At 74.0% G+C, this 20,474-nt stretch carries 20 protein-coding genes; 13 read left to right on the top strand and 7 right to left on the bottom strand.

The window, feature by feature from the left end; translation table 11 throughout:
• The first annotated feature begins 8 nt into the window (after window positions 1-8).
• Complete coding sequence (locus ACFYU9_RS29910; protein WP_389207968.1) at window positions 9-1,442, top strand: ATP-binding protein; 1,434 nt, start codon at window positions 9-11, stop codon at window positions 1,440-1,442.
• Here the strand turns inward: ACFYU9_RS29910 and ACFYU9_RS29905 are convergent.
• The 4 genes from ACFYU9_RS29905 to ACFYU9_RS29890 all read right to left on the bottom strand — a co-directional run bounded on the left by ACFYU9_RS29905 (window position 1,421) and on the right by ACFYU9_RS29890 (window position 6,181).
• Window positions 1,421-2,419, bottom strand: coding sequence for a TAXI family TRAP transporter solute-binding subunit (locus ACFYU9_RS29905; RefSeq protein ID WP_389346743.1), 999 nt, complete (start codon window positions 2,417-2,419; stop codon window positions 1,421-1,423). The genes ACFYU9_RS29910 and ACFYU9_RS29905 overlap by 22 nt on opposite strands.
• 79 nt (window positions 2,420-2,498) lie before the next feature.
• On the bottom strand, window positions 2,499-3,713 hold the full coding sequence (locus tag ACFYU9_RS29900; RefSeq protein ID WP_389346741.1) for an RCC1 domain-containing protein: 1,215 nt from the start codon (window positions 3,711-3,713) through the stop codon (window positions 2,499-2,501).
• A gap of 40 nt (window positions 3,714-3,753) precedes the next feature.
• Entirely contained in the window at window positions 3,754-4,932 is a 1,179-nt protein-coding gene (locus ACFYU9_RS29895) for an RCC1 domain-containing protein (RefSeq protein ID WP_389346739.1), read from the bottom strand.
• Between the two features lie 16 nt (window positions 4,933-4,948).
• Window positions 4,949-6,181, bottom strand: a complete 1,233-nt coding sequence (locus tag ACFYU9_RS29890) for an RCC1-like domain-containing protein (RefSeq protein WP_389207960.1) — start codon at window positions 6,179-6,181, stop codon at window positions 4,949-4,951.
• Window positions 6,182-6,829: 648 nt separating this feature from the next.
• Between ACFYU9_RS29890 and ACFYU9_RS29885 the strand changes: the two genes are divergently transcribed.
• From ACFYU9_RS29885 to ACFYU9_RS29875, 3 genes are all read left to right on the top strand, one after another.
• A complete protein-coding gene (locus ACFYU9_RS29885) occupies window positions 6,830-7,336 on the top strand; it encodes a hypothetical protein (RefSeq protein ID WP_389207958.1) in 507 nt (168 codons plus the stop codon).
• Between the two features lie 45 nt (window positions 7,337-7,381).
• Window positions 7,382-8,308 carry a hypothetical protein gene (locus ACFYU9_RS29880; protein ID WP_389207956.1) on the top strand — a complete coding sequence of 309 codons (927 nt, stop codon included), beginning with the start codon at window positions 7,382-7,384 and terminating at the stop codon, window positions 8,306-8,308.
• A gap of 170 nt (window positions 8,309-8,478) precedes the next feature.
• The gene (locus tag ACFYU9_RS29875; RefSeq protein WP_389346737.1) at window positions 8,479-9,873 is read left to right on the top strand and encodes a hypothetical protein; all 1,395 of its coding nucleotides are present in this window, start codon (window positions 8,479-8,481) and stop codon (window positions 9,871-9,873) included.
• On the opposite strand, the gene ACFYU9_RS29870 is transcribed toward ACFYU9_RS29875, so the two are convergent.
• Window positions 9,866-10,768: a LysR substrate-binding domain-containing protein gene (locus tag ACFYU9_RS29870; RefSeq protein WP_389346735.1), complete on the bottom strand. Its 903-nt coding sequence runs from the start codon at window positions 10,766-10,768 to the stop codon at window positions 9,866-9,868. The two genes, ACFYU9_RS29875 and ACFYU9_RS29870, sit on opposite strands and share 8 nt — an antisense overlap.
• Before the next feature lie 113 nt (window positions 10,769-10,881).
• On the opposite strand from ACFYU9_RS29870, the gene ACFYU9_RS29865 reads away from it, so the two are divergent.
• The 6 genes from ACFYU9_RS29865 to ACFYU9_RS29840 all read left to right on the top strand — a co-directional run bounded on the left by ACFYU9_RS29865 (window position 10,882) and on the right by ACFYU9_RS29840 (window position 16,738).
• The gene (locus ACFYU9_RS29865; RefSeq protein WP_389346733.1) at window positions 10,882-11,967 is read left to right on the top strand and encodes a four-carbon acid sugar kinase family protein; all 1,086 of its coding nucleotides are present in this window, start codon (window positions 10,882-10,884) and stop codon (window positions 11,965-11,967) included.
• A gap of 166 nt (window positions 11,968-12,133) precedes the next feature.
• Window positions 12,134-13,138, top strand: coding sequence for a 4-hydroxythreonine-4-phosphate dehydrogenase PdxA (gene pdxA, locus ACFYU9_RS29860; protein ID WP_389346731.1), 1,005 nt, complete (start codon window positions 12,134-12,136; stop codon window positions 13,136-13,138).
• Window positions 13,138-13,842 (top strand): HisA/HisF-related TIM barrel protein, encoded by a 705-nt coding sequence (locus tag ACFYU9_RS29855; RefSeq protein WP_389346729.1) that lies wholly within the window; start codon window positions 13,138-13,140, stop codon window positions 13,840-13,842. The genes pdxA and ACFYU9_RS29855 overlap by 1 nt, the downstream gene beginning before the upstream one ends.
• A 38-nt stretch (window positions 13,843-13,880) precedes the next feature.
• Window positions 13,881-15,413 carry a tRNA (N6-isopentenyl adenosine(37)-C2)-methylthiotransferase MiaB gene (gene miaB, locus ACFYU9_RS29850; protein WP_389207944.1) on the top strand — a complete coding sequence of 511 codons (1,533 nt, stop codon included), beginning with the start codon at window positions 13,881-13,883 and terminating at the stop codon, window positions 15,411-15,413.
• 30 nt (window positions 15,414-15,443) lie between these two features.
• Window positions 15,444-15,929 carry a hypothetical protein gene (locus tag ACFYU9_RS29845; protein WP_389346727.1) on the top strand — a complete coding sequence of 162 codons (486 nt, stop codon included), beginning with the start codon at window positions 15,444-15,446 and terminating at the stop codon, window positions 15,927-15,929.
• A gap of 101 nt (window positions 15,930-16,030) precedes the next feature.
• Entirely contained in the window at window positions 16,031-16,738 is a 708-nt protein-coding gene (locus tag ACFYU9_RS29840) for a class III extradiol dioxygenase subunit B-like domain-containing protein (RefSeq protein WP_389207940.1), read from the top strand.
• Window positions 16,739-16,864: 126 nt separating this feature from the next.
• Here ACFYU9_RS29840 and ACFYU9_RS29835 read toward each other — a convergent pair whose 3' ends face one another.
• Together ACFYU9_RS29835 and ACFYU9_RS29830 are read right to left on the bottom strand one after the other, a co-directional pair.
• Window positions 16,865-17,113 (bottom strand): antitoxin, encoded by a 249-nt coding sequence (locus tag ACFYU9_RS29835; RefSeq protein ID WP_389207938.1) that lies wholly within the window; start codon window positions 17,111-17,113, stop codon window positions 16,865-16,867.
• Between the two features lie 69 nt (window positions 17,114-17,182).
• Entirely contained in the window at window positions 17,183-17,326 is a 144-nt protein-coding gene (locus ACFYU9_RS29830) for a gliding motility protein (protein ID WP_389207936.1), read from the bottom strand.
• Window positions 17,327-17,559: 233 nt separating this feature from the next.
• On the opposite strand from ACFYU9_RS29830, the gene miaA reads away from it, so the two are divergent.
• The 3 genes from miaA to dapF all read left to right on the top strand — a co-directional run bounded on the left by miaA (window position 17,560) and on the right by dapF (window position 20,282).
• The gene (gene miaA, locus ACFYU9_RS29825; RefSeq protein ID WP_389207934.1) at window positions 17,560-18,498 is read left to right on the top strand and encodes a tRNA (adenosine(37)-N6)-dimethylallyltransferase MiaA; all 939 of its coding nucleotides are present in this window, start codon (window positions 17,560-17,562) and stop codon (window positions 18,496-18,498) included.
• Between the two features lie 111 nt (window positions 18,499-18,609).
• A complete protein-coding gene (locus ACFYU9_RS29820; RefSeq protein ID WP_389208075.1) occupies window positions 18,610-19,074 on the top strand; it encodes a hypothetical protein in 465 nt (154 codons plus the stop codon).
• A 311-nt stretch (window positions 19,075-19,385) separates the two neighbouring features.
• Window positions 19,386-20,282 carry a diaminopimelate epimerase gene (gene dapF / locus ACFYU9_RS29815; protein ID WP_389346725.1) on the top strand — a complete coding sequence of 299 codons (897 nt, stop codon included), beginning with the start codon at window positions 19,386-19,388 and terminating at the stop codon, window positions 20,280-20,282.
• Window positions 20,283-20,474: the final 192 nt, after the last annotated feature.

Raw genomic sequence — 20,474 nt, 5'->3', positions numbered from 1 at the left:
GCCCGACCGTGCGCACCCGTCTCCTCCCGCTCCTCATCGTCCTGATGGCCGGCGTCCTGCTCGCCCTCGGCTTCCCGCTGGCCGCCAGCATCGCCGCCTCCGAGCAGCAGCGGGTCGTCGTCGACCGGCTCGACGACGCCGCCCGCTTCGCCGCGCTCGCGCAGTTCGTCAGCGAGAGCCACTTCGCGCCCGACGAGCGCCGCACCACCCTCAGCGGCGAACTCGCCAGCTACCACGAGGTGTACGGGATCCGGGCCGGCATCTTCTACCGCGACAACCGGTCCATGGCCGCCGCGCCCGAGGACTGGGTCGTCCCGTACGACGGCGAGGCCCGGCGCGCCTTCAACGAGGCCCTGCTCGGCCGCCGCAGCCACGACCCCTCGCAGGTCTGGCCCTGGCAGGGCGGCGCCCGGCTGATCGTCGCCTCACCGGTGGTACGGGACGGGGACGTCGTCGCCGTCGTCGTCACCGACTCGCCCACCGGCGGGCTGCGCTCCCGCATCCTGCACGGCTGGCTGCTGGTCTTCGCCGGCGAGGCCGCCGCCATGCTGCTCGCCGTCGGCGCCGCCTTCCGGCTCACCGGCTGGGTGCTGCGGCCCGTACGGATCCTGGACGCCGCCACCCACGACATCGCCACCGGCCGGCTGAAGTCCCGCGTCGCCGCCGCCGGCGGACCGCCCGAACTGCGGCGGCTCGCCGACTCGTTCAACGAGATGGCCGACCACGTCGAGGACGTCCTCGAACAGCAGCGGGCCTTCGTCGCCGACGCCTCCCACCAGCTGCGCAACCCGCTCTCCGCACTGCTCCTGCGCATCGAGCTGCTCGCCCTCGAACTCCCCGAGGGCAACGAGGAGATCGCCTCCGTGCGCACCGAGGGCAAGCGGCTCGCGCGGGTCCTCGACGACCTGCTCGACCTCGCGCTCGCCGAGCACACCGCCGCCGACCTCAGACTCACCGACATCGGCGCGCTCACCGCCGAGCGGGTCGCGTCCTGGCGGCCGGTCGCCGAGGAGAAGGGCGTGGCGATCGTCGCCGACACCGCCGCCCTGACCGCCTGGGCCGATCCGGTGGCGCTGTCCAGCGCGCTCGACGCGGTGATCGACAACGCGCTGAAGTTCACCCCGGAGGGAGAGGCCGTCGACGTCGCCGTCCGCCTCACCCAGGGCGGCCGCGTCGTGGAGATCGAGATCGCCGACCACGGGCCCGGGCTCACCGACGAGGAGCTGGAGCGGGTCGGCGACCGCTTCTGGCGCTCGGGCCGCCACCAGAACGTCAAGGGCTCGGGCCTCGGCCTGTCCATCGCCCGGGTGCTGCTCGCGGCCGGCCACGCCACGATCACGTACGGGCGGAACGAGCCGCACGGCCTGAAGGTGACCGTCCGCGTGCCGCGCGACGACCCGCGCGACGCACGCCAGACGGCTCAGGGCTTCAGGGAGCGGTAGTACCGCCGGGCGCCCTCGTGCAGCGGGATCGGGTCGGTGTAGATCGCGGTCCGCAGGTCCACCAGCTGCGCCGGGTGCACCTGGCCGCCGATCCGGTCCCGGCTGCCGATCACCGTACGCGTGATCCCCTCCACCAGGTCGGGGTCGGCGGTGTCCATGGTGACCAGGATGTTCGCCACCGCCAGCGTCTCCACCGAGTTGCCGTCCTGGGCGAGCGAGTAGGCGTCGGCCGGGATCACCGCGGAGCGGTAGAAGCGGGTCGACTCGCCCACGTCGTGCAGGCTGTTCATCAACTTGGCGTCCAGCGGTACGAGCCGGATCGGCAGCCGCTCGGACAGAGACTGCACGGCCTGCGTGGGCAGCCCGCCCGACCAGAAGAAGGCGTCCAGCTTCCCCCGCTCCATGAGCCCCGGCATGGTGTCGATGCCCGCCGAGACGGGCTTCACGTCCACGTCCGGCGTGATCCCGGCGGCGGCCAGCACCCGGTCGGCGATCAGCCGCACGCCCGATCCGGGCTGGCCGACGCCGACGCGCAGCCCGCGCAGATCGGCCACCGACTGGATGGCCGAGCCCTTGCGGACGACGAGCTGGACGTAGTCGTCGTAGAGCCGTGCGCTGCCGCGCAGGTGCTCGAAGCCGGGCTTGCGGTCCCGCTGGTACTGGGCCACCGCGTCCGCCGTCGCCACCGTGAAGTCGGCCTCGCCCGAGGCGAGCCGGGCGAGGTTCTGCTGCGAGCCCTCGCTGTCCTTCAGCGTTATCGAGACGTCCGGCAGGTCCTTGGCCAGGGCGTTCTTGAGCAGCACCCCGTACTTCTGGTAGACGCCCGTCGGCACGCCGGTGCTGAAGGTGATGTGCCCGCTCGGCGTCTTCACGCCGAACGGAACCAGCCACCACACGAGCACGCCCGCGACCACGAGAAGCGCCGCCGAGACCTGGAGGAGGCGGCGGCGGACGAGGCGGGAGAACACGGGGGACATGGCGCGATCCTGCCAGCTCGGTCCCCGTCCTGGCCAGGACGGACCCTGGCCGGGACGGGGGGTGAGCCGCGGGTCGCGCTCAGTAGGCGAAGCTGGACTTGCCGGTCATCGTGGTCGTGACGTGCGTGACCTGGCTGCCCGGCGGCAGCGCCGTCACCGTGGACGTGCCGGTGGTCCCGGTCGTCGTGCCGTCGCCGAGCTGGGCGACGTCGTTGGCGCCCCAGCCGATCACCGAGCCGTTGTCGAGCGCGGCGATGGTGTAGTTCAGCCCGCCCGCGATGTCCTGCACGCCGACGAGCTGGTCGAGCACGACGGCGGTGGTGCGGTTGGCGGCCGTGCCGTCGCCGAGCTGCCGGTCGGTGTTCTTGCCCCAGGCGGACACGCTGCCGTCGTCCAGGACGGCGAAGCTCGTCGCGTTGGTCGCGAAGACCTTGGCGACGGCGTCGAGGTAGGAGACGTCCACGGGCTTGTTGCTGTCGACGAGGGTGTCGTTGCCGAGTTGGCCCTCGGTGCCCTTGCCCCAGGACTTGACCGTGCCGTCGGCGGTCAGCGCGAGGACGTACTCGCAGCCCACCGAGATCGACTCGATGTCGGTCAGGTCCGGCACCCGCTGCGGGGTGTCGCGGTTGGTGTTGGCGGGCAGGGGGCCGGTGCCGAGCCGCCCGTTGTCGCCCTTGCCCCAGGTCCAGACGGTGCCGTCCTGGCGCAGTGCCACGCTGAAGTCGCAGCCCGCGCCGACGTCCTTCACCTTGTCCAGGCTCTGCACCGGCAGCGGCGTCTTGGCCGGGTTGGTGGGGTCCTGGCCCGTGCCGAGCTGCTTGGAGGCGTTGCTGCCCCAGGAGAGGATCCGGCCGCCCTTCACCGCGAGGACGTGGTTGAGGCCGGCCGAGATCGCGCTGACGCCGGAGAGGCCGGCGACCGTGCCGGGGAAGCTCTGGCTGGTGAGGGTCCCGTTGCCGAGCTGGCCGGTGGCGTTGGAGCCCCAGGACTTCACCGTGCCGTCCTTGAGGAGCGCGACGGCGAAGCCGTTCGCCGCGGCGGCGGCCCCGCCTCCGCCGCCGGAGAGCTTGCGCACGTCGTCCCGTGCGATGCCGGTGACGGCCGCCGGGGTCTGCTGGGCGAGGACGGAGCCGTTGCCGAGCTGGCCCTGCGCGTTCTCGCCCCAGGCGCGCACCCAGGGGTCGGTGCCGCGAGCGGATGAGGAGGCGTGGGCGGGGGCAGTGAGGGAGGTGAGCGCGCCGGTGACGGCGAGCGCGGCGAGCAGGGTGGTGGTGCGGCGCAGTGGTGGGGTCATCTGCGTGCCTTTCGGTTCGGACGCGGGAGTGACCGTCGCGTCAGTAGGCGAAGTTCGTCCGCCAGGGGATGACGGCGGGGGCGCGGGTGGTGCCGCTGCCGGGCGGCAGGGCGGTGACGGGGGTCAGTGAGGCCGTGGTGGTGCCGTCGCCGAGCTGGCCGACGGTGTTGTCGCCCCAGGCGACGACGGACTGGTCGTCCAGGACGGCCACGGTGTGCCGCCAGCCCAGGGACAGGGCCTGGACGCCGGTGAGGCCGGGGACGGGGACGGGGGTGGCGCGGTCGGCCGTCGAGCCGTCGCCGAGCTGCCCGTCCGCGTTCCAGCCCCAGGCGCGGACACCGCCGTCGGCGAGCACCGCGAAGCTCTCGAGCCAGCCGCCGTAGACCGCCCTGACCTCGTCGAGCAGTTTCACGTCCACGGGCGACGGGCTCTGGTCGGTGCTGTCGTTGCCCAGCTGCCCCTTGGTGTTCTGCCCCCACGCCTTGACCGTGCCGTCGGCCGTCAGGGCCAGCGAGTGGTAGCAGCCGGCGGACACGGCCACGACGTCCGTGAGCCCCGGCACCCGCTGCGGGGTGTTCTTGTTGTCGAGACTGCCGGTCCCGAGCTGGCCCTCGCTGTTGCGACCCCAGCTCCAGACGGTGCCGTCCTCGCGCAGGGCGACGGTGTGGAAGCAGCCGAGGGCGATGTCCTTCACCTTGTTCAGGCTCTGGACGGGAACGGGCAGTGTCGCGGCAGTGTCCGAGGTCGCGCCGTTGCCGAGCTGACCGGCCCCGTTGGCGCCCCAGGCCCACACGCGTCCGCCGCGCACGGCGGTCGCGAAGTTGAGTCCGGCGCCGACCTCCGCGACCCCGGAGAGTCCGGCCACCGTCACGGCCACGGACCGGTTGGTGGTGGTGCCGTCGCCAAGCTGGCCGTTGCCGTTGCCGCCCCAGGACTTGACCGTGCCGTCCCGGAGGAGGGCGACGGCGAAGTTCTGGTTCTCGCCGCTGCCGCCGTTGGCCGCCAGCTGGCGCACGTCGTCGCGCCGGATGCCCCGGACGGAAGACGGTGTCTGCTGGTCCAGCGTGGTGCCGTTGCCGAGCTGGCCGGCGCTGTTCAGGCCCCAGGCCCGCACCCACGGATCGCTCGGCGCGGACGCCGCGTTCGCGGGCCCCGCGACTCCCAGGGCGAGTACGGCGGCCAGGGCGGCCGCCGCGCGTACGAAGGAGGAGTGCGTCATCGCGTACGCATCCCGCTCAGTACGCGTACGTCGTATTGCCGCCCAGCGACGCCACGACGTCCTTGATCTTCGAGCCCTCGTCGAGGACCTGCACCGGCGAGAAGCGGGACACGGTCGTGCCGTTGCCGAGCTGGCCCTCGCTGTTGTTGCCCCAGGTGTCGACCGCGGCCCCGATGATCGCGACGCCGTGGCGCGCGCCGGCCGCGAGGTGCTGGACGCCCTCCAGGCGCGGGATCTCGACGGGGGCGGTGCGGTTGGTCAGCGAGATGTCCGAGTCGGTGGCCTCGTCGGACTCCAGGAGCTGGCCGTACTGGTTGTTGCCCCAGCCCCAGACGTGGCTGTCGCTCATGATCGCGTAGTTGTGGAAGGCGCCCGCCTCGATGCGGGCGACGCCCTCCAGCCAGTCGACGTCGACCGGAACGGTGGAGGACTGGGTGCTGGAGTTGCCCAGCTGGCCGTAGAGGTTGTAGCCCCAGGACTTCACGGTGTCGTCGGAGGTCAGCGCGAGGGCGTGGTAGCAGCCGGCGTCGATGGAGACGATGTTCTCCAGGCCCTGCACCAGCCGGGGCACGGAGCTGGTGGCCCGGTTGCCGGTGCCGAGCTGGCCGTAGATGCCGCGGCCCCACGCGTAGACCTTGCCGTTCTCCAGGAGCGCGAGGCTGAAGTCGCAGCCGGCCGAGATCTGCTTGACCTTCGGCATGCCCTGGACCCGGTCGGGGTAGACGCGGCTGTCGCCGGTGCGGTTGTTGCCGAGCTGGCCGTAGGAGTTGTCGCCCCAGGAGTAGACCTGGCCGCTGGTGTCGAGCGCGAGGGCGTGTTTGCCGCCGGCCGCGATGTCCTTGATGTTGTTCAGGCGCGGGACGGTGACCGGCACGGTCTGGTTGTCGTTGCCGCCGTTGCCGAGCTGGCCCGAGGAGTTGTGGCCCCAGGCCTTCACGGTCTTGTCGGTGCGGGCGAGCACGAATCCGTCCGTCGACGAGGTGCCGCCGGCCGACATCTGGTCGACGTCGCCGCGGAACAGGCTGGTGACGGAGGCGGGGGAGAGGCTGTCGTTCAGGGTGCCGTTGCCGAGCTGGCCGGTGCGCCCGGCGCCCCAGGCGAGGACGGTCGGCGAGGCCTCGTTGGCCGTGGCGGCCGGGGCGAGGGCCGGAAGCGCGGTGAGCGCGGCGACCCCGGTGACGGCGGCCAGGCTCCAGCGGAGCCGGCCGCGCAGGGGAACGCGTCGGGACCGGGACGGTGATCGGGACATGGTTCTGCTCTCCTTCGTGGGGCCGTACGCGGGCGCACGGGCCGTGCGGGGGCGCACGGCATCGCACGGGAGGCGTACGGGGAGGGCTCGGCCCGCGGACATGGCGCGCCCGGGGCCGTCCGGACGGCCGGGAACGGGCCGTCGGACACACCAGCAGCCTTGCTGAGGGCGAACACCGGCGCGAACCGGGAGCAACGAAACAGCCGTATGGCGGACGACTGTTCGAGAGTGTGCGCGGGAGTGCGAATTCACCGGATCGTGGCGGCGCGCGCCGGGCCCGCGCGCCGTTCCGGCACCGCCGCCGATCGGCGGCGGCCGGGCGGGTGAACGGCCGGGGACGGGCGCTCCGCAGCCGTATCCGATCGGTCCGGAAACCATCCGGACGGGTTCCGCCCGGCCCGTCGGGCCGCTGCTCCGGGCGGGCGGGTCGCCGGGCCGTCCGGCGGACCGGGAGTGCGCTCCGCCGATGCGGTGAGCGGGGTGCGGGGCGGCCGCCGCGCCGTGTGTCCTGCCGGGGCGCCGGGACCGGTCCGATTAACGTCGGAACGGGCCTGGCGATCTTGAGGGCAGTCCGTGCCGCGATCGCCCCGCCCGTTCCCGCACCGCTGCACGTACCGCTCAATTCGCCTTTGCTTCCAGGGAGTTGCCATGCCTGCGACAGCCCGTATCCACCGTCACGGGTCCGTACGGAGAGTCCTCGGCGCCGCCGTCCTCGCCTCCGCCCTGCTCCTGTCCGGCGCCTCGGTCGCCGCCGCCGAGGAGTGCAAGCCCGACGACCAGGCGTGCATCGACAAGGAGACCAACGACAACGAGGCCAAGGAGATCGCGGCCGACAAGAAGAAGACCAAGGAGTCCGCCGACAAGGCCGACAAGGGCATCAAGGACATCGGCAAGGACCTGGAGAAGTGCAAGCCGGGCGAGTCGAGCGGGGACACCTGCATGTCCGGGCTCGCCAAGGGCAACAACGGCGAGCAGAAGGGCATGGACGACATGACGCAGACCGTCGGCAACTTCCAGCCCGACCCGAAGGACAACGCCCAGTCCGCCGTCACCACCACCTGCCACGACTTCCCGGCCTCCCTGCCCGCGGGCTCGACCGACCCGGGCACGTCCCCCTTCCCGGTGTCCCAGCTCTGCTCCCTCCTCGGTTCCTGACTCCCCCCTTCATTCCCTCCCCACCCCGTCCCGAAGGGATGTCCCATGCCCTCGCGCCGTCCCGCGCTGTTCCTCCTCCCCGCCCTGGCACTCGGCCTCGCCGTGCCCCTCGCCCCGCCCGCCGCCGGCGCGGACGAGGGGCCCGGTGAGCTGCCGACCCCGCGTGCCGTCACCGCCGACGGCCGCCCGGCGAAGATCGCCGACGTCCTCGAGCAGTGCGAGGCCAAGGCCGACGCCTGCCGCTTCGTCATCGACCCCAAGCAGGGCCGGGAGTTCGCGACCGCCGTACGCTCCCTCGGCAACGCGGTCGTCAACTGCACCGAAAGCGACATGAACGTCGACCGCACCGTCACCCTGCGCTCCTCCAGCACCGACAACATCGGCGGCGAGATCTCCGGCCAGATCACCGCCGAGGGCACCATCTCCGCCTCAGGCGAGGTCACCACCAACCTCACCAACGACATCACCAGCGAGCACAAGACGCCGAACCTCAAGGACGGCCCCACGTCCACCAACGGCAGCAAGACCAGCGTCGCGGCCGGCGGCAAGGTGGCCGGCTCGCTGAGCGCCCGACTCGCCTTCCAGGCCGCCTTCAAGGCCACGTACTCGAAGTCGTGGACGGTCGAGAACACCGAGGCGACGACCTACAAGACCACCGTCAAGGCCTACGACATGCTGGTGTTCGGGGCCAGCGCCGCCATGCGCCGGGTCGTCGGCAGCCTCGTCGCCAACTCCGGTTCGCAGATCTCCGGCATCGCCGTGGACAGCCCCTCCATGGTCAACTCCAGCACCTTCGTCGCCCAGACCTACGCCGCCCCGGCCAACCTCTGCGGCCGCACCCGCCCCACGGGCAACACGGCAGGCGGCAACCAGCCGCAGCCTGGCCCGCCGGCGGCCCCGCGCTCGATGCCCGCCCGTGACGCGCTCGCCCCCGGCGCCGAACCGAAGCGGACCGAAGTCATCAACCCCTGAGCATCCCTGAGCATCCCTGAGGATCCCTGAGCACCCCTGAGCAGCCCCCCCGGGGGCTGCTTGCGCCGCGGAGTCGCTCCACCCCGGAAGCCGCCCCGCACCCGCGCCGCTCACCTCCCCGTCCCGCCCCTGGCACGCACCACCTCCCCCCACACGAGGAGTCCGTCCCCATGTCTTCCTCTCTCCGCGCACTCGCCGCCGCGAGCCTGCTGCTCCCGGCCGCCCTCGCCGGCTCGCAGGCCGCAGCCGCCCAAGCCGCGGCCGCCTCCCAGCCCGTCGACGTCCTCAACGGTGACTTCATCTACCCCGCCACGACCCAGGCCGGCCCCACCACCGTCGGCCTCGACTTCTGGGACGGCCTCAACCAGCGCTTCTCGCCGGCCGCTTCCGGCCGCACCGACGACTCCTACGGCGTCGGCCTCGACAAGGGCGGCAACACCCTCAGCCAGCGGCTCAGAGGAGTCCGCAAAGGCGCCCAGGTGACGGTCAGTTACGAGGACAGCCCGTCCGTCTCCAAGGACTGCACCGGCGAAATGGTCGTCAACGGCCAGCCGTACAGCGTCCAGGGCTCCGGCGGCGCCGTCACCGAGATCACCACCGCCGGCGACCCGGACCGCGTCAAGGGCAAGCCGGGGTCCGGCGTCTGGACCAAGCGGACCTACGCCTTCACCGCCAACGCCAACGAGCCGATGCTCACCTTCACCTCCAGGCTCGCCGACGCCAAGACCCCGCCCGCGTGCAGCCCGATGATCGCCCACGTCAGCGCCGTCGAGGTCCCCGTCCCGCTCGACAAGACCGTCGACAAGACCGACCTCGGGCGGGCGGAGGCGTTCAAGGGCAACGAGCGCGAGGCCACCCTGTCCAACGCCGCCAAGGCGTGTTACGGCGAGAACGCCTGCGTCTTCCGCCCCGACTTCCGCACGTCCTTCCGCTACTACGACCGCGCCCGCGTCGTCGGCGAGGCGTTCGTCAACTGCACCCGCAACACCCTTCAGCACACCCGGGTCGTCTCCTTCTCCGAGCGCTCCTACGACAGCATTTCCCAGACGTACGCCGCCGACGGCATCGCCCTCGTCGACGCGGCCAAGCTGCCCACCACGGGCGACCGCACCGAGGACGAGAAGCGCATCAAGGCCACGCCGATCGCCGCCCAGTTCTCGCTCGCGTACGAGAAGGGCTGGCAGCGCGCCTGGCAGTGGTTCAGCGGCGAGCAGCGCAACGTCGTCGAGCAGATCCAGCCGGGCGAGGTCAGCTGGATCGAGCTCCAGCCGAGCCGGGAGCGCGTCGAGGGCTGGTTCCTCAGCAAGAAGGACGACTACCGGCTGCACGCCGTCATCGACGGCCCCTCGCGCGGGGTACCGGACCGGCTGCTCCAGCGCACCGGCCCCATGGCCGAGGCGGAGAAGCAGCGGTGCGCCGCCGAGCGGCCCATGACCACGACACCGGTCGGCGCCGGCGCGGCCGCCTACTCCACGGACAAGGGCACGCGCAGCCTCGTGCCCGTCCCGGTGCCCGCCGGCGGCCGGACGGAGGCGCGGGCCATCCGCACCGTCCCGCTCAGCTGATCACCAGATCGCGGGGCGGGACCAGGTCCGCCGCCTGCTCGCGCAGCCAGCCGAGCAGCGCCGCCGTCCGCGCGTCCCGCTCCGGCGGGCGCGGGCTGAGCAGCCCATAGCCCGTGCCGTCCGCGACGAAGCCGTACGGGGCCGCCAGCTGGCCCCGTACGAGATCGTCGCGGACGAGTGCGTACGGGCCGACGGCGACGCCCACGCCGGCGACGGCGGCCTGGAGCGCGAGGTAGAAGTGCTCGAAGCCCTGCTCGGCCCCGGCGGCCGGGTCGTGGCCGGTCAGGCGCCGCCAGTCGGCCCAGGCGGCCGGCCGGGTGCCGGTGTGCAGCAGGGTCACGGGCTCGCCCGCCCGGAGCCGGTCCGCGAGCTCCGGCCGGCAGACCGGGCCGATCCACTCGTCGAAGAGCGGCACCCGGCTCACCCCGTCCGGCACCGGGAAGTCGTCCCGGCGCAGCGCCGCGTCGACCGTGTCCCGCCCGAACGCCACCGGGCCGCCGCCCGCCGACAGGTGCACGGTCAGCTCCGGGTGCGCGGCGGCGAGTTCCGGCAGACGCGGGATCAACCAGCGCATGAGCAGCGTCGGTTCACAGGACAGCGCCAGCGGACCCGAGTCCCGCGCCCGCCCCGAGACCTCCCGGGCCGCCGTCTCGATCACGTCGAGCGCGTCCCGGACGGCGGCGGCGAGCCGGCGGGCCTGCGGAGTGGGCCGCAGCGAGCGCGGACCGCGCTCGAACAGCTCGGTGCCGAGGGCCTTCTCCAGGTTCCGCACCTGCCGGCTGACCGCGCCGTGGGTGACGTGGAGTTCCTCGGCGGCCCGGGTCATGCTCGCGTGGCGCACGGTCGCCTCGAAGGGCAGCAGGGTGGTCAGCGGGGGCAGCTCCGGCCGGCTCATGTGTGCAATCTAGTCACAGGTGGAGTGAGAAGGAATCGCTTGTCCTGCGGGTTCGTGCGACGTGATGGTTGATCCCGTCACGCACGCCCCGCCGAACGAGGGATCCTCCAGCGATGCCGCCCTCCACCGTCGTCGTCCTCGCCGACGACCTCACCAGCGCCGCCGACGGCGCCGCCCCCTTCCGCAGGTCGGGCCACCGCGCCCGCGTCCTCCTCGACCCGACGCCCGCCCCAGGGGAGGGCGTCACGGCCGTCGACCTCGGCACCCGGATCACCGGCGCGACCGAGGCCGCCGCCCGGACGCGGCGCGCGGCCCGCGCGTACGCCGGCGCCGACCTCCTGCTCAAGACGGTCGACTCGACCCTGCGCGGCCACGTCGCGGCCGAACTGCGCGCCGCGCTCGCCGGCTCCGGCCGTCGCGCCGCCATCCTGGCCCCCGCCTTCCCGGCCGAGGGCCGTACGACGGTCGGCGGCGTGCAGTACGTGCGGGGCGTACGGGTCGACGCGAGCGAGTTCGCCCGCGACCCGGCCCACCCGGTGCGCAGCGCCGACCTCGCCCGCGTCCTGCCGGAGGCCGTACTCCTCGAACCCGGCGCCCTCGCCGACCTGCCCCAACTGGTCGAGAGGGGCGGCGTGTTCGTCTGCTCGGCCGCCACCGACGCCGACCTCGACGCGCTCGTCGCCGCCCTGCCCCGCCCCGGGGACGCCCTCTGGGCCGGCTCCCCGGGCCTCGCCGACGCCCTGGCCCGCGCCTGCCCCCGCGACCCCGCCGCGCCCCTCCCGGAACTCCCGCCCGTACACCGGCCCCTGGCCGTCGTCGGCAGCGCCAACCCGGCCAGCAGGCGCCAGCTCGCCGCGCTGCGGCCCGTGGGCGCCGCGGCCGTGCACACCCCCGAGGAGCGCGCCGCCGACCCCGCCGCACTCCTCGGCCGGCTCACCGAGGAGGCACGGGAACGGGTGCGCGACGGGCACGCCGACGGGCTCGTCCTCACCGGAGGCGAGACCGCCGCCGCCGTCCTCGGCGCGCTCGGCGCCACCGGCATCGAGCTGTACGACGAGCCCGAACCCGGCATCGCCCGCGGCACCCTGCACGGGCCCGGCGTGCCCCGCCTCCCCGTCCTGGTCAAGGCGGGCGGCTTCGGCGACGACGGCACCCTCGTCCGCCTCCGCGCCCTCCTCACGCGAGGAGAGGCCCGGTGACCGACCCGTCCCTCGCGGTTCCTCAGCGGAGGAGAGCCCCGATGCCCGGCCGCCGCGCCGCCTCCTCGTACGAGGAGCGATGCGCTGAGCCGTCCCGTCACCGCTCCTGCGGCGAGGAGCGCCCGATGACCCGTCCCGTCACCGCTCCTGCGGCGAGGAGCGCCCGATGACCCGTCCCCTCGCCGTCACCATGGGCGACCCGCACGGCATCGGCCCCGAGATCACCGTCCGCGCCTGCGCCGACCCGCGCCGCCCCGCCCCCGTCCTCGTCATCGGCGACCCCGGCGCCCTCGCCCGCGCCTGCCGCACCACCGGCAGCCGCCTCCGCGTCCGTACGGTCGACCGCCCCGCGGGCGCCGGCCGCACCCCCGGCGTCCTCGACGTCCTCCCCGCCGGCCCGGCCCTGCCCGCCCGCCTCGCCCTCGGCACCGTCGCCGCCGACGCGGGCGAGGCCTCCTTCGCGTACGTCCGCGAGGGCATCGCACGCGCCCTCGCCGGGCAGGTGCGCGCGCTCGTCACCGCCCCCGTCAACAAGGAGGCCCTCCGGCTCGCCGGACTGCCCTACCCCGGCCACACCGAGATCCTGGCCGAGCTCACCGGCACCGAGCGCTACGCGATGATGATGGCCAACGAGGAGCTGAAGGTCGTCCTCGTCACCGTCCACCAGTCGCTGCGCGGCGCGCTCGACGCGCTCACCGTCGAGCGCGAACTGGACATCGTCCGGCTCACGCACGAGACCCTCGGCGGCCGCCCCCGGATCGCCGTCGCCGCCCTCAACCCGCACGCGGGCGAGAACGGCCTCTTCGGAACCGAGGACCGCGACGTCATCGCCCCCGCCGTGCGCGCGGCCCGCGCCGAGGGCATCGACGCGAGCGGCCCCTGGCCGGCCGACACCGTCTTCATGCGGGCCCGCGCGGGCGAGTTCGACGCCGTCGTCGCCCAGTACCACGACCAGGGGCTCATCCCGGTGAAGTACCTGGGCCTGGAACACGGCGTCAACATCACCCTCGGCCTGCCCTTCGTCCGCACCAGCGTCGACCACGGCACCGCCTTCGACCTCGCGGGCAAGGGCACCGCCGACCACACCAGCCTGCTGACCGCCCTGCGCCACGCCCACGAGCTGGCCCCCGAGCCCGCTGCCGAGCCTGCCCCCGAGAGGGATGACCTCTGATGGACTTCGTCTTCATGCTCACCCGGGACGACCGGACCGTCACCGACTGCCTCCACGTCCTCGACTCGATCCGCGAGCTCGGCATCACCCACATCGGCTTCAAGGACGTCGGCGTCGACCCGGCCACCCTGCGCCGGCTCCACGAACAGATCAGGGCGCTCGGCGCCACCAGCCACCTGGAGGTCGTCGCCACCGGCCGCGACCAGGCCCTCGACTCCGTCCGCGCCGCCGCCGACCTCGGCGTCGACTGGCTCATGGGCGGCACCTGGGTCGAGGAGACCCTCGACCTGCTCGCCGGGACGCAGGTCCGCTACCTGCCCTTCGTCGGCGAGCCCCAGGGCCACCCGACCCGCCTCGCCGGCGGCCCCGCCCGGATCGCCGCCGACTGCCGCAGCGCCGAGGCCGCCGGCTGCGCGGGCGTCGACCTGCTCGCCCACCGCGCCACCGAGGCCGAACCGCTCGACCTGGTCCGCGCCGCCCGCGCGGCGACCACCGGCCGGCTCGTCGTCGCGGGCTCCATCGACAGCCCGGCCCGCATCCGGGCCCTGGCCGAAGCGGGCGCGGACGCCTTCACCGTCGGCTCGGCGGCCTTCGCGGGCACGCTCCGGCCGGCCGCGGGCGGGCTGGCCGCCCAGCTCACGGCGGTGCTCGAGGCGAGCGGGATCCCGGCCCGGGCGAGGCCCTCGGGTGCCGGCCGGCCGTAGCGAGCGGGGCAGTCTCCGGGCCCCCTTACCCTTGTCAGGTGACCAGCAGCAAAGACGGGACCGGAGCCGTGACCGAGCAGGGCGTGACGCGAACCTACGAAGTACGCACCTACGGGTGCCAGATGAACGTCCACGACTCCGAGCGGCTCTCCGGCCTCCTGGAGGACGCCGGCTACGTACGCGCCCCGGAGGGCTCCAACGGCGACGCCGACGTCGTGGTCTTCAACACCTGCGCGGTCCGCGAGAACGCCGACAACAAGCTCTACGGCAACCTCGGCCACCTCGCGCCGATGAAGACCGCCCGCCCCGGCATGCAGATCGCCGTCGGCGGCTGCCTGGCGCAGAAGGACCGCGACACCATCGTCAAGCGGGCCCCCTGGGTCGACGTCGTCTTCGGCACCCACAACATCGGCAAGCTGCCGGTCCTCCTGGAGCGCGCCCGCGTCCAGGAGGAGGCGCAGGTCGAGATCGCGGAGTCCCTGGAGGCGTTCCCGTCGACGCTGCCGACCCGCCGCGAGTCCGCGTACGCCGCCTGGGTCTCCATCTCCGTCGGCTGCAACAACACCTGCACCTTCTGCATCGTCCCGGCGCTGCGCGGCAAGGAGGAGGACCGCCGTCCCGGCGACATCCTCGCCGAGATCGAGGCGCTGGTCGGCGAGGGCGTCTCCGAGATCACCCTGCTCGGCCAGAACGTCAACGCGTACGGCTCCGACCTGGGCGACCGCGAGGCGTTCAGCAAGCTGCTGCGCGCCTGCGGCGACATCGAGGGCCTGGAGCGCGTCCGCTTCACCTCGCCGCACCCGCGCGACTTCACCGACGACGTCATCGCCGCCATGGCCGAGACGCCGAACGTGATGCCGCAGCTGCACATGCCGCTGCAGTCCGGCTCGGACACCGTCCTGAAGGCGATGCGCCGCTCGTACCGGCAGGAGCGTTTCCTCGGGATCATCGAGAAGGTGCGCGCCGCCATCCCGCACGCCGCCATCTCCACCGACATCATCGTGGGCTTCCCCGGCGAGACCGAGGAGGACTTCGAGCAGACCATGCACGTCGTCCGCGAGGCCCGCTTCGCGAACGCCTTCACCTTCCAGTACTCCAAGCGCCCCGGCACCCCCGCGGCCACCATGGAGGGCCAGATCCCCAAGGAGGTCGTGCAGGCGCGCTACGAGCGCCTCGTCGCCCTCCAGGAGGAGATCTCCTGGGAGGAGAACAAGAAGCAGGTCGGCCGCACCCTGGAGGTCATGGTCGCCGAGGGCGAGGGCCGCAAGGACGGCGAGACCCACCGCCTCTCCGGCCGCGCCCCCGACAACCGCCTCGTCCACTTCACCAAGCCGGACGAGGACGTCCGCCCCGGCGACGTCGTGACCGTCGAGATCACCTACGCCGCCCCGCACCACCTCCTCGCCGAGGGCCCCACCACCGCCGTCCGCCGCACCCGCGCCGGCGACGCCTGGGAGAAGCGCACGGCCGAACCGGCGGCGAAGCCGGCGGGCGTGCTCCTCGGCCTGCCGAAGATCGGCGTGCCGGAACCGCTTCCGGTGGCGGACGCGCCGGCCTGCGGGAGCCACTGACACACGGAGCACCACCAACGGGGGGACCGCATGGGGAAGTGGGCCGTCGTCGCGCAGTACGGGCTCAGGCAGGTGTACGTCACGGAGATCCTCTCCCGGGTGGAAGGCACCCGGGAGGAGGCACGGGAGGCGCTGCTGGAGGCGACGCGTCGCTACCACCCGCCGAGGCGGGAGCATCGGCGCCAGGTCTACCGCCTCCCCGGCGGTGACAGCTACCTCCTCGTCGTCGAGGGCGCCGTGTCGAGGAGAGAGATCACTCTGAGTCTCGCCGAGCTCGTGTACGACTCCGCCGCCCCCTCCGCCGTGGACGTCCACGGCCCGGAGCAGGAGCCGGCATCGGCAACGGTCGCGCCCGAAGCGGAGCCCGAGGCCGCCGCGTCCGAGCAGGAGCAGGAGCCGGAGCCGCTGCCGGAAGGGGCTCGGCCCGCACCCGCACCCGAGCCGCGCGCCTGGGACGCCGACGTGCCGGAGCGGCCGGCCTGGTGGGGCCGCACGGACCTGCCGGAAAGCGGCTGACGAAGCGCCTGACGAAGCGCCTGACGAAGCGCCTGACGAAGCGCCTGACGAAGCGGCTGACACCGGGCGGCGGCCCGCCCGGTCCGGCTAGGCTGCGGATCATGCTTGTCGCCGCCGCCGTCTGTCCCTGCCCCCCGCTGCTCGTGCCCGCCGTCGCGGCCGGAGCCGCGGCCGAGCTCGCCGAGGCGCGCACGGCCTGCTCCGACGCCCTCGGGGTGCTCGCCGCCTCCCGCCCCGACCGGCTCGTGGTGGTCGGGCCCGCCGCCGAAGGGGCGCGCGGGGTGTTCGCGGCCGGATCCGCCGGGTCGTTCTCCGGGTTCGGGGTGGATCTGACCGTACGGCTGGGCAGCGGGCCCGGCGGGGAGCGGCCGCTGCCCGCGTCGCTGGCGGTGGCCGCCTGGCTCCTGGAGGCCACCGACTGGGCCGCCGCGCCCGTCGAGGGCCTCGGGGTCGGGGAGCGCCTGGAGGCGGACCGGTGCGCGGCGGCCGGGCGGGAGATCGCCGGGTCGGCGGAGCGGGTCGCGGTGCTCGTGATGGGCGACGGCAGCGCCTGCCGCACGGTGAAGGCGCCCGGCTACCTCGACGAGCGCGCCGAGGGCTTCGACGCGGCGACCGCGCGGGCGCTGGGCGAGGCCGACACGGCCGCGCTGCTGGCGCTGGACGAGCGGCTCGCGTACGAGCTGAAGGCGGCCGGACGGGCCCCGTGGCAGGTGCTCGCGGGCGCCGCCGAGGGCGCGGACCTGGCGGGCCGGCTGCTGTACGAGGACGCGCCCTACGGGGTCGGCTACTTCGTCGCCGCCTGGAGCTGACCCGCCGTAGCCCGGCCCCGTGGTCGACCCGTAGCTCCACCCCGTAGCCGACCCGCGGTCGACCCGTGACGGCGGACGGCCGCGGAGCGCGCTGCTCCGCGGCCGTCCGCCGTGGCGGAGGGGTGTTCAGGCGGCCGGCGGCGGCGTCGGGCCACTCGGACCCTCGTCCTTGTGGGCGAGCCGCTCGATGGCCTCCTTGGCCTTCCCGGTGCCGGACTCGATCTTGTCGCTGTACTTGCCCTTGGTCTTCTCGTCGACCATCCGGGCGGCCTTCTCCAGGCCGTGCCCGACCTTGTCCCCGTGCTGGGCGGCCAGGTCGGAGACCTTGCCCTTGGCGGGGCCGAGCTTGGCCTTCAGTGAATCCAGGAGACCCATGGGGTCACCGTCCCTCCGCGGGACCCTTGCCGGGTCCGTGCCGTGCCGTTCCGTGCCGTGCGGCCCTGCCTACGGGCGGGCGCCTTCGCCGGCCGGCTCGTTGTCCGCGGCCGCCTCGGCCGACTGCTGCCGGGGGATCTCGACCGCCTCGGCCGCGCCGTCGACGGCCTCGGCGGCCGCGGGAGCGTCCTCCTGCGGCGCCTCGTCCGTCACGGCCGCCGTTCCCCCAGCCTCGGCATCCGCCTCGGTACCGGCCTCGGCCGGGGTCACCGTCCCGGTCCCGGCCTCGACAGTGGCCGCACTCTTCCGGCGAAACAGCGCAAACACGCCCATATCTGCTCCTAGCGTACTCAGGGTCGTCATTCCGCAACAGGCAACGAACCCCGGACGAGGGCCGTCACGTAGCTCATTCGGGGACGCGCCGGGAGGTTTGGGAGACTGGGCTCGTGAGAAGTGCAGCTCCCGCTCCGCGGGTCATCGCCGTCGTCGGTCCCACCGCGGCCGGAAAGTCCGATCTGGGCGTCTACCTCGCCCAGCAGCTCGGCGGCGAGGTCGTCAACGCCGACTCCATGCAGCTCTACCGCGGGATGGACATCGGCACCGCCAAACTGACGCTGGAGGAGCGCGGCGGCGTCCCGCACCACCTCCTCGACATCTGGGAGGTGACCGAGGCCGCCAGCGTCGCCGAGTACCAGCGCCTCGCCCGCGCCGAGATCGACCGGCTGCTCGCCGAGGGCCGCACCCCGATCCTCGTGGGCGGCTCCGGCCTGTACGTACGCGGCGCCATCGACGTCCTCGACTTCCCCGGCACCGACCCGGAGGTCCGGGCCCGCCTGGAGGCCGAGCTGGAGGAGCACGGCTCCGGCGCGCTGCACGCCCGCCTGGCGGCCGCCGACCCCGAGGCCGGCCGCGCGATCCTGCCCAGCAACGGCCGCCGCATCGTGCGCGCCCTGGAGGTCATCGAGATCACCGGCAAGCCGTTCACGGCCAACCTCCCCGGCCACGACTCCGTCTACGACACCGTCCAGATCGGCGTCGACGTCGCCCGCCCCGAGCTCGACGAGCGCATCGCCACCCGGGTCGACCGCATGTGGGAGGCCGGGCTCGTCGACGAGGTCCGCACCCTGGAGGCGCGCGGCCTGCGCGAGGGGCGCACGGCCGCCCGCGCGCTCGGCTACCAGCAGGTGCTCGCGGCGCTCGCCGGGGAGTGCACCGAGGACGAGGCCCGCGCCGAGACCGTGCGCGCCACCAAGCGCTTCGCCCGCCGCCAGGACTCGTGGTTCCGCCGCGACCCCCGGGTGCACTGGCTCAGCGGCGCCGTCGCGGACCGCGGGGAACTCCCGCGGCAGGCCCTGACGTTGGTCGAACGAGCGGTTACAGCCTGATCACGTGATGGCATCGGGACGTCATGCCCGTCATTCGGAGGGCCGGGGGCGTGCCATCATCGAGCATCGTCGAACGACCAAGTGGAATCCGAGTGGGGAGGGCGCGTGGCGATGGAGGCCGGCCCTCGCGACACGGAACAGCAGGCCGCCGTCCGGGGTGAAGTCCCCGGTACGGCGCCCGGCCTGACGCCGGACGGACCCGACCAGGCCGAGGGCAGCGCCGTCGAGGTGGACCCGACGGAGGTCGAGGTGGAACTGCGCCCGCAGCGCCGCCTGCGGATCTGGCAGCTCGCCCCGATCGTCGCGCTCGCCGCCGTCGGCTCGCTGATGTTCGCCTTCCCGCTCGCCTTCGGCTCGGGCGACGGCGGCGCCGTCGTCGCCATGCTCGGCCTGCTGATCAGCTCCTGCGCGGCCGGCTGGGGCATGATGGCCGCCCGCCGCGTCGGCCACACCTGGCCGGGCCTCCCGGCCCGCGGCTCCGGCGAGCGCCCCAACTGGCGCGCCCTCGCCCTGTACGTCTCGCTGAGCGCCCTCCTGGTCGCGCTGGCGGTCTGGCGCGTCGCCCGCCTGCGCTGACCGCGCGGCCACGCGCCCCGGCCGGTGCGGGCCGGCCGCAGGGCGCTGCGGGCCGGCCGCAGGGCGCTGCGGGAGCGCCGTACCGCTTCTGGCGGCGCCTCGTACCGCCCTCGCCTGGACCCGTACCGCTCCCGCCAGGGACCCGTACCGCTCCCGCCGGGGCCTCCTACCGCCCCCGCCAGGGATTCGTACGCTCCCGCCGGGGCCTCCTACCGCTCCCGCCAGGGACCCGTACCGCTCCCCGCCGGGGCCCCGTACCGCTCCGTGGACCGTCGCGCCCGCCCGCGTACCCGACCCGTACAGTTGATCCCGTGACCAGCGCGCAGACCTCGCCCCACTCCTTCCCGGCGCCCCTCGGCTTCCTGAAGGGGCACGGCACCGAGAACGACTTCGTGATCGTCCCCGACGCCGACAACGACGTGGACCTGCCCCCGGCCCTCGTCGCGCGGCTCTGCGACCGGCGCGCCGGCATCGGCGGCGACGGGGTGCTGCACGTGGTGCGCAGCGCCGCCCACCCGGACGCGCGGCACCTGGCCGCCGAGGCCGAGTGGTTCATGGACTACCGGAACGCGGACGGCTCGGTCGCCGAGATGTGCGGCAACGGGGTGCGCGTCTTCGCCCGCTACCTGCAGCACGCCGGGCACGTCACCGCCGGCGAGGTCGCCGTCGCCACGCGCGGCGGGGTCAAGCGGGTGCACCTGGACAAGGACGGCTCCGTGACCGTCCGCATGGGCCGCGCCGTGCTCCCGGAGGACGGCGTCACCGTCACCGTGGACGGCCGCAGCTGGCCCGCGCGCAACGTGAACATGGGCAACCCGCACGCCGTCGCCTTCGTCGAGGACCTCGCCCACGCGGGCAACCTGTACGACGAGCCGCCCTACGAGCCGGCCGCGGTCTACCCGGACGGCGTCAACATCGAGTTCGTCGCCGACCGCGGCCCTCGCCACGTCGCCATGCGCGTGCACGAGCGCGGCGCCTCCGAGACCCGCTCCTGCGGCACGGGCGCCTGCGCCGTCGCCGTCGCCGCCGCCCGCCGGGACGGCGCCGACCCGGCCGCGTCCGGCGAGCCCGTCACGTACACCGTGGACGTCCTCGGCGGCACGCTCGTCATCACCGAGCACCCCGACGGCGAGATCGAGATGACCGGCCCCGCCGTCATCGTCGGCGAGGGCACCGTCGACCAGGCCTGGCTCACCGACCACGCCTGAGGACACCGGCCCGGCTCCCGGCTCCCGCCGACCGGGCCGTCCGTTACGGGCCAGGGCCGTCCGGTACGGGCCCCCGGTCCGGGCCTAGCGTGACGGGCCGGGAGACTGTCCGCGGGTGCCGGAATCGAAACCGTCAACGAGGGATTCATCCCTCGAATGGGTGATCCGGTTCACGCTCGGCGAGAGCGGGAC

It is taken from the genome of Streptomyces sp. NPDC004327, assembly GCF_042873935.1.
Taxonomy (GTDB): Bacteria; Actinomycetota; Actinomycetes; order Streptomycetales; family Streptomycetaceae; genus Streptomyces.
The sequence above is the reverse complement of the archived record's forward strand: the minus strand, read 5'-3'. Positions and strand labels throughout refer to the sequence as shown.